This is a genomic window from Halomonas sp. BC1, assembly GCF_002078135.1.
GTDB classification, from domain to species: domain Bacteria; phylum Pseudomonadota; class Gammaproteobacteria; order Pseudomonadales; family Halomonadaceae; genus Vreelandella; species Vreelandella stevensii.
Window position 1 is genome coordinate 155349 of record NZ_LFGS01000004.1, and the last position, 6343, is coordinate 161691.

5 protein-coding genes are annotated in these 6343 nt (G+C 63.8%); 2 read left to right on the forward strand and 3 right to left on the reverse strand.

Annotated features, from left to right (window positions below; all coding sequences use genetic code 11):
* The first annotated feature begins 60 nt into the window (after window positions 1-60).
* Together B7L72_RS02300 and B7L72_RS02305 are read left to right on the forward strand one after the other, a co-directional pair.
* Window positions 61-2469, forward strand: coding sequence for a circularly permuted type 2 ATP-grasp protein (locus B7L72_RS02300; RefSeq protein ID WP_016916447.1), 2409 nt, complete (start codon window positions 61-63; stop codon window positions 2467-2469).
* Window positions 2466-3344, forward strand: coding sequence for a transglutaminase family protein (locus B7L72_RS02305; protein WP_016916446.1), 879 nt, complete (start codon window positions 2466-2468; stop codon window positions 3342-3344). The genes B7L72_RS02300 and B7L72_RS02305 overlap by 4 nt, the downstream gene beginning before the upstream one ends.
* A 36-nt stretch (window positions 3345-3380) precedes the next feature.
* On the opposite strand, the gene B7L72_RS02310 is transcribed toward B7L72_RS02305, so the two are convergent.
* Genes B7L72_RS02310 through B7L72_RS02320 form a run of 3 tightly spaced genes read right to left on the reverse strand, consistent with a single transcriptional unit; the run spans window position 3381 to window position 6192 of the window.
* A complete protein-coding gene (locus B7L72_RS02310) occupies window positions 3381-4646 on the reverse strand; it encodes a TRAP transporter large permease (protein ID WP_081192340.1) in 1266 nt (421 codons plus the stop codon).
* On the reverse strand, window positions 4643-5185 hold the full coding sequence (locus B7L72_RS02315; protein WP_227407730.1) for a TRAP transporter small permease: 543 nt from the start codon (window positions 5183-5185) through the stop codon (window positions 4643-4645). The genes B7L72_RS02310 and B7L72_RS02315 overlap by 4 nt, the downstream gene beginning before the upstream one ends.
* Window positions 5186-5205: 20 nt before the next feature.
* On the reverse strand, window positions 5206-6192 hold the full coding sequence (locus B7L72_RS02320; protein ID WP_081192342.1) for a TRAP transporter substrate-binding protein: 987 nt from the start codon (window positions 6190-6192) through the stop codon (window positions 5206-5208).
* Between the last annotated feature and the right edge of the window lie 151 nt (window positions 6193-6343).

Consider the following 6343-nt stretch of genomic DNA (forward strand, 5'->3'; position numbering starts at 1 on the left):
TTCCTATCGGCGCTAGCTGCAGGATAATCCGCCCCTTACTCGCTCAGGACTCTCAGGATCATGACTGCCCCTGTCTCTCCCTCACTGCTTGAGCTCGGCGCTGCCGGGCTCATCGAGGACTACTTGAATCAGCTAGGCAAGGGACAGCCCGGCACGTTTGATGCGATGCTCGACCGTCAGGGCCAACTGCGCCCCGGCTGGCAGGGCCTGCTTGGCGCTCTGGAAAGCCTGGGTGCCGAGGGCCGCTATCAGCAGCATGAAGAGCTTCAGCGCCTGCTGGCCGAGAACGGCGTCATCTTCAATATGCACGATGACACCCAAGGGCGCGCCTGGCGGCTGGACCCGCTTCCCTGGGTCATCGACCAGGCGCAATGGCAAGCGCTGGAAATCGGCCTGACCCAGCGTACGCGGCTATTCAATGCGCTGTATGACGACCTGTACGGCCCGCGCACGCTATTCGATGCGGGCCTGCTGCCCACCCAGGCGCTGCTGGCCTCGCCCCACTTCCTGCTGCCCTGCCACGGCTCTCAGCCCAGCGACCGTCCTGCGATCAGCTTTCACGGCATCGACGTCATCCAGGATGCCGAAGGGCAGTGGCGCGTCATTGGCGACCGGCTGCAAGCGCCTTCCGGCACCGGTTTCACGCTGGAAAACCGCATTCTCATGGCCCGCGCGCTGCCTGAAATGTACCGCAACGCGCCGCTGAAGCGCCTGGCGGGTTTCCTGGATAAATACCACCGCACGCTGACCGCACTGGCCTACCAGCACCGCGACAACCCGACCGTGGTGCTGTTGACCCCGGGGCCGGGCAGCCCACGCTATTTCGAGCATGCCTACCTGGCCAACTACCTGAACATCGACCTGGCAGAAGGCCAGGACATGGTCGTGCGCGATAGCCAGCTCTGGTTACGTACCCTGGGCGGCCTGCAGCCGGTGGACGTGGTGCTGCGCCACTGCGACGACGCCTACTGCGACCCGCTGGAACTACGCGGTGACTCCCAGCTGGGCGTCCCGGGCCTACTGCAAGCCGCTCGGGCCAGCGGCGTAGCCATGTCGAATGCGCTAGGCGTAGGCGCTTTGGAGCTGCCGGAGCTGGCTGACTACCTGCCAGCACTCTGCCAGCACCTGCTGGGGGAAGCACTGCTACTGCCCAGCGCCAATGCCCAGACGCCTTCTGCCACGGCCCCCCTGTTCGACCCGCACATGCAGCGGCTGTCGCCCACCACCCTGAACCTGCGCTGTTTCGTTTCCAGAGCCCCGGGCAGCGTCGCGACCCGCAGCCAACAGCCCAGCGATTATCACGTCATGCCGGGGGGGCTTGCCTGGGTGGGCACTCCCGGCTCGCCGTCGCTCAGCAGCCCCATCGTCAAGGACGTCTGGGTGACCGCCAACACGCCCCAGCCTCACGTCAGTCAACTGCGTCAGGCACGCGGTCCCGTGGTGGCTACCCGCGATGGCACCGACCTGCCCAGCCGGGTAGCGGAAAGCCTGTTCTGGCTGGGTCGCTACGGCGAACGGCTGGATGCCCGTGCCCGTTTGCTACGCGAAGCCTTGATGCGTCTGATGGAGTATGACCAGGACGAAATTGCCGACCAGCTACTGGACGAGCTGCTGCTGGCGCTGGAAATCACTACCTTGAACGGCGACGGCGAAGGCGCCAAACCCCCGCTGGTGGGCTTTGCCCAAAAACGCACGGCGCTGCTGGCCCAGTTCGACGAGCAAGACGCTCAGGCCCTCAAGCCGCTGTTTGCTCATTTGCTACGTAACGCTCGAAGCGTGCGTGACCATCTGGGCGACGACTCCTGGCGGGTGGTGCATCAGCTACGCCAGCGAGTGGATACGTTCAGCCCCAGCCTGGGCGCCAGCGCGGCGCGGCGCGCCTGTGAAGGATTATCGGCGCAAATTGCCGCTTTCTTTGGGCTGTGCAACGAAACCATGCCCCATCACTACGGCTGGCGGTTCATGGACATCGGGCGCTTTCTGGACCGCGTGCTTGGGCTGCTATCGCTGCTCAAGCTGACCCTGAACGCGCCCCATTCGCCGGGGCTGGCGCTCTGGGAAGTCGTGTTGGCCACCACGGACAACTTCACCGCCTATCGTCGCCGCTACCGCAGCGAGCTGCACCCCGAGGCCATTCTCGACCTGCTGCTGTTCGACGAGACCAACCCTCGCTCGGTGGGCTACATGCTCAAGCGCCTGGAGCGGCAGATGGATCGCCTACCCGGCAGCTCGTCGCCCTACCGCAACGCCGAACGGCGGCTGCTGATCCAGGCCAATGCCGCCCTGCACCTGGCCGACATCGACCGTCTGAGCCATCTGGCCGACACTCCCGATGCCCAGGCCGCGTTGGAACAGCTGCTGGATGAGCTGATTGCGCCGCTCAGCGCCCTTTCGGACGCCATCAGCCACAGTCATTTCAGCCATGTAGAGCGACCGCGCCAACTTGTCAGCATGGAGCCCGACGAATGAATTACACCCTGCGGCACACCACGCGCTACCACTACAGCGCGCCCGTGACCCTGTGCCACAGCGAGGCGCGCGTGCTGCCTCGCAAGACGCAGCACCAGCAGTGCGGGGCCTCCGAGCTGACCATCAGCCCCATGCCTCACGTGCAGGCAGAGCGGCGGGACGTGTTTGGCAATCGGGTACTTTACTTCGCCATGGAAGAGGTGCACCAGACGCTGGACGTGACGGTCGTCACGCCTTTGAACACTCAACCTCTGGGGCCGCTGCCTGCCAGTTCGCCCAGTTGGGAAAGCGTGGCAGCGCAACTGCGCCAGGACAGCCGTTTCGACATGCAGCTGTATCGGCTGGATTCGCCATTCATCCGCCGCAACGATGAGCTGGCCGACTTTGCCCGCACCTGTTTCACGCCCGGCCGCCCGCTGGTAGAAGCCGCCATGGCCCTCAACCAGACCATCTACGATACCTTCGAATACGACCCCAGTTTCACCACCCTGGCCACCCCCTTGAGTGATGTACTGGCCAACCGCCGGGGCGTCTGCCAGGACTTTGCCCACCTGGCCATTGGCGCACTGCGTTCGGTGGGCCTGCCTGCCCGCTATGTCAGCGGCTATCTGGAAACCCAGCCTCCCCCCGGCCAGCCCCGCCTGATTGGCGCCGATGCTTCCCATGCCTGGCTGGCCGTGTGGATCCCCGATTGGGGCTGGCTAGCCCTGGACCCGACCAACGGTACGCTGGCCGGTGAACAGCACCCGGTGCTGGCCTGGGGGCGCGACTACGCCGATGTGGCCCCCCTGAAAGGGGTCATGAACGGCGGCGGTGAGCACCAGCTCGAAGTGGAAGTGGATGTCATGCCGCTCACCGAGCACAGCGTCGCCTGAACCGCCTGCGCTGGCCGTCGGCGGCACGCCAGCAAGTCAGCGCTGAATCAGGCCATTGGTCAGCCACGGCTGCCAGGCCAGCAGCACCAGCGTGGCCAATGTGGCCAGCAGGAACGGCAGCAAGGCGCGGAAAATTTTCAGCGGCGGCGCGCCGGTCATGGAGGAGGCGATGAACAGCCCCGCTCCCACTGGCGGGGTCAGTAGCCCCATCACCAGCGTCAGGCACACCACCACGCCAAACTGGTAAGGGCTGATCGCAAACTGACTCTGCGCAATGGGCATCAGAATGGGCACCACCAGGATCAGTGCGGCAATGCCATCGATGATCATGCCCACCAGCAGCAGCGCCGCAATCACCAGCAGCAGGAACACGAAAGGATCACTGGTCAGCGCAGCAATCCACGCGGCGGCCATCTGCGGCAAGCGCTCGTATACCACCACCCAGCCAAACACCCCGGCGGCGGCAATCAGCATGATCACCAGCCCTGCATTCATGGCCGTACGTGCCAACACCTGCGGGAGCTGCCCCAGGCGCAGGTCGCCATATACCCAGCGCCCCATCAGCAGGGCCGCCAGCGATGCCAGGGCAGCCGACTCCGTGGGCGTCGCAATGCCCAGCAGAATGCCGCCAATGATGATCACCGGAATCAGCAGCGCGGGCAGCCCCCAGAGCGCGTCGTGCAGCGCCTGCTGGCGGCTGGGCCACTCCCCCTTGGGGTACTGCTGGACCAGCCCCACCAGCGCAATGACCACGAAAAAGCTGGCCCCTAACAGCAGCCCGGGCAGCAGTCCGGCAATGAACATTTCGGCGATCGGCACCTGCGCCATGACGCCAAACAGTACGAACAGCATCGAGGGCGGAATGATCGGCGATAGCAAACCACCGGCGGCGGTAATCGCGGCGCTGTAGGGCTTGTCATACCCCTCCTGCTCCATGGCGGGCACCATGGCCCGCGACATGATGGCGATTTGCGACGCTGCAGAACCAATGATCGCCGCCATCATCATGTTGGCCACCAGGTTGATATACGCCAGCCCACCGCGAAACCCGCCCACCAGCAGCCGCGCCAGGGCGATCAGCCGTTTGGTCAGGCCGCCTTCGTTCATCAGCTCGCCCGCCAGCATGAACAGCGGAATGGCCAGCAGTCCGTAACTCTCGATGGCGCTGAACAGCTGCTGAGGGTACGAATCGAACAGCACCGCATTGCCCGATGCCTGGATATACCACATGGCCGTGAGCGCCAGCACCAGCGCAATCGGCACCGCTCCCAGCAGCAGAATCAGAAATACCACAACGGTCATGTGCGTTCCCTCAGCCCCTGAACGGATTGCAGCAGGTTGGCCACGCCGTGCAGGCTGAGCGACAGCGCAAACCAGGGCACGATCAGCCACGCCCAGAATTTCTTGATGCCCAGCGTGGAGGTGTTTTCGGCGTAGATGAAATTGAAGGTCTGGCCCTGGAAGGCGCGCACATCGAACCCGGCCTGGGCCAACGCCCAGGGTTGATACCAGCGCCAGCAGAGCCACGCCAACAGCAGCGCAAACAGCAGCACCATGGCGTCCACCGCCAAGGTAATGGCACGCTGCCCCGTGGAGGGCAACAGATCGCTGAGCAGCGTCACGGCAATGCCCTGGCGGCGCTTCAAGACCGCCCCGGCAATCAGGAACGTCATCCAGATCATGGCGTAGATAGCCAGTTCACTGACCCAGTAAAGCGGATTGCCCAGCGCCCGAAAGGCAATGTTGGCGAGGATGAGACACGTGACCGCCGCTGCCAAGGCAGCGGCGGTCATCTCTTCGTAACGGGCAAGCCTGAGGGAGAGGCGCTGCAGCATGATCATCGAAAGCCTCTGGTTCAGCGCTACTCGTCGCGCAAGCGGTCAGCTTCCGCCCGCAGGGTTTCCAGCATCGGAGCCTTGGGCGCCCAGATACCCTCCCACTGGGCGATGGCATCGGCAAAGAACTCGGCATCCGCTTCCACGATGTTGATATCCAGGGCGCGAATTTCCTCTTCCTGGGCGGCGTCCATGGCTTCGAAGCCGCTCAGCACATTGTCGAGATGCTCGGCCATGGCGGTTTCGAACAGCTCGCGATCCTGTTCCGACAGCTCACGCCACACGCGCCCCGATACCACGCCGACCATGGGGAACATCATATGGTTGGAGATCAGCAGGTTTTGCGCCTGCTCATGAAATTTCAGGATCAGGATGGAATCGAAATCCATGTCGATGGCATCGACCTGACCGTTGGCCAGGGCATCGTAGACTTCCAGCAGCGGCATGGGCGCAGGCGCGGCGCCGGTGGCCGTGTAGAAATCACGGATTGGCTCGAAGGGCGTGATGCGCAGGCGCTGGCCGCGAAAATCAGCGGCGCTCTCGATGGGGCTGCGGCTGAGTACTTGACGCATACCGACCATGCCATACCCCAGCCCTACCAGGCCCACGCCTTCCGGCATCAGCTCGAGCAGCTCGGCGGCCGCCTCGGAGCGCAGCAGGCGCGCGGCATGGTTGACGTCATCCACCAGATAGGGCGCATACAGTGCACCAAAATCCGGTATCCGGTTGGAGATTTCGGCGATAGTCAAAAATGCCATGTCCAGGGCACCGGTCTGCAACTGCTGCACCATTTGCGCTTCATTGCCTAGCTGCTGGGCAGGAAAAACGCTTATGCTGTGCTCGCCGTTCGAGCGTTCGTGCACGGTTTGCGCAAAGGCTTCGGCTTCCGTCGACCAGAGGTGCTGGGCGGGCGTGATCAGCCCCAAGCGAAAGTCCCGCGCCTGGGCGCTCAGGGAAGTGACGGCCAAAGCAGCCGCCGCACAGGCCAGTGTCAGCGTTTTGAGTCGTTTCATGCAAAGCCTCTCGGGATCCCAGCGGCAAGACCAGCGTCTTGCGTTATTTTCGTTAGCGCCTTGAGAATACCCCAGCTACTTCGTTGATAACACCCGTGCTTTTGGTATCCCGCTTGACGCTCCGGCGCAAAAGACAGGATGATAGGCGCTC